This window comes from Mesorhizobium sp. M2A.F.Ca.ET.037.01.1.1 (genome assembly GCF_003998075.1).
GTDB lineage: Bacteria > Pseudomonadota > Alphaproteobacteria > Rhizobiales > Rhizobiaceae > Mesorhizobium.
The window spans coordinates 1-2,100 of record NZ_RZSA01001068.1; the positions used below are offsets into that span (position 1 = coordinate 1).

Annotated in this window: 2 protein-coding genes; both read right to left on the bottom strand. The window is 66.0% G+C overall.

Annotated features, from left to right (window positions below):
• The coding region (locus EOA27_RS33435; protein WP_245491244.1) for a pyridoxal-dependent decarboxylase at nt 1–867 on the bottom strand (867 nt) is incomplete at its 3' end.
• Between the two features lie 93 nt (nt 868–960).
• On the bottom strand, nt 961–2,046 hold the full coding sequence (locus tag EOA27_RS33440; RefSeq protein WP_126081624.1) for a pyridoxal-phosphate dependent enzyme: 1,086 nt from the start codon (nt 2,044–2,046) through the stop codon (nt 961–963).
• Between the last annotated feature and the right edge of the window lie 54 nt (nt 2,047–2,100).

Here is a 2,100-nt window from a genome sequence, read left to right on the forward strand (position 1 = left end):
GTTCTCGGGCGCGATCGCGATCAGCGCGCCGATGCAGCCGTCGACATGGAACCAGAGGTCTTCTTCGGCCGCCACTTTCGCCAGCACCTGCAGATCGTCGACCGCGCCGGTGTTGACCGTGCCGGCGGTGCCGATCACGCAGGCCGGCTTGAAACCCGCCTCGCGATCCTCCGCGATGGCCGCTTTGAGCGCGCCGATGTCGATGCGCAACCCTGCGTCGGTCGGGATTCGCCGCAGCGCCCGGTTGCCGAGGCCAAGCGCTTCCATGGCCTTGCGGTGGCAGGAATGGACCTGGTCCGAAGCGTAGTAGCGCAACGGCTTCGGCATAGCGGCGACACCCCGCTCGCGCACGTCGACGCCGGCCTTGGCGTTGCGCGCCACGGTCAAGCCGATGATGTTGGCCATCGAACCGCCGCTGACCAGCGTGCCGCTGGACGAGGCCGGGAAGCCCATCATCTCCTTCATCCAGTTGACCACCTGGCTGTCCAGCAAGCCGGCGGCATGGTTGCCGCCGCCGAGATTGGACCCCTGGATCGCGGCCAGGAAATCGCCGATCGCGCCGGTGAAGTTGCTGGCCCCCATATACCAGGACCAGAAACGCGGATGGATGTTGCCCATCGGATAAGGCATGACGTTGCGGGCGACATCGTCATAGACCTCGGCCACCGGCGCCGGCGATCGCGGCAGGGGTGTCTTGAAGAACGATCGCACCTCGGCCGGCATCTCGCGCCACACCGGACGCTCACGCACATCCCTGAGATAGGTGATGGCGTCATCGAGTATCCGGTGCGAGAGCGCTTCCGCATCGGCCCAGTCCGCCGGATCGAGCGTTTCGTCAGCGGCCGTTAATTCCCGCAAGCTATCCATGCGATTTCTCCCGCAGCCCTTTCCAGATCGGCCAATGTGCAGCCAATCACCGCGGCGTCGCCACTCGAAAATGGACGACGCCGCGGATCGTCGTCAGGCCTCGAACTGGCAACTGGGCGTCGAGCGCGACAGCGCCGTCTCCTCGGCGTCCATCTCGGCCTCGATGCCGTCGAAGAGCGGCGTCGACATGTAGCGTTCGCCAGTGTCGGGCAGCATGCACAGGATCACCGAGCCCGCCGGGGCCTTACCGGCGATCTGGCGCGCCACGGCGAAGGTGGCGCCGCCGGAGATGCCGGTGAAGATACCTTCCTGCTGCGCCAGCGCCTTCGCCCACTTGATGCCTTCGGGACCAGGGATCGGCACCACCTCGTCATAGTAGCGCTGGTCGATCGCCTCCTGCAGCACATTGGGGATGAAGTCAGGAGTCCAGCCCTGGATCGGATGTGGCTCGAAAGCCGGATGGCTGGCGGCCGGCGCGCCGCCGGCGCCGCGCTCCTGGGCCTTGCCGCTGCCGATCAGCTGCGCGTTCGCCGGCTCGGCGAGCACGATCCTGACTTCCGGCCGTTCCTGGCGCAGCACGCGGCCAACGCCGGTCACCGTGCCGCCCGTGCCGTAGCCGGTAACCAGATAGTCCAGCCTTGAGCCCGCGAAATCGTTGATGATCTCGCGGCCCGTGGTCGCCTCATGGATGGCGGCATTGGCTTCCGTCTCGAATTGGCGCGCCAGGAACCAGCCATTGGCCTCGGCGAGCTCCACCGCCTTCTTGTACATGCCGAAACCCTTCTGGGCGCGCGGCGTTAGCACCACCTTGGCGCCCAGCATGCGCATCAGCTTGCGGCGCTCGATGGAGAAGCTGTCGGCCATCGTCACCACCAGCGGATAGCCTTTCTGCGCGCAGACCATGGCAAGGCCGATGCCGGTGTTGCCGCTCGTTGCCTCCACGACCGTCTGGCCGGCCTTGAGCTTGCCGCTGCGCTCGCCTTCCTCGATGATGTTGAGCGCCAGCCGGTCCTTCACCGAGGCCGCCGGATTGAAGAACTCGGCCTTCACATAGATCGTCGCGTGACCCGGCCCGAGATTGTTGATGCGGATGACCGGCGTGTCGCCGACCGTGTCGAGAATGCTGTCGAACAGCCGGCCGCGCCCGGCCGTGGTCCTGATTTTCAACTGATGCAACATGGATCTCTCTCCTCGAAATCTCACATGCCGGTTACAGACCGGCGGACTGGGCGG

Excerpts from the sequence above, each read along its gene's own strand:
- EOA27_RS33440 (WP_126081624.1), bottom strand. The coding sequence starts at position 2,046 with ATGTTGCATCAGTTGAAAATCAGGACCACGGCCGGGCGCGGCCGGCTG.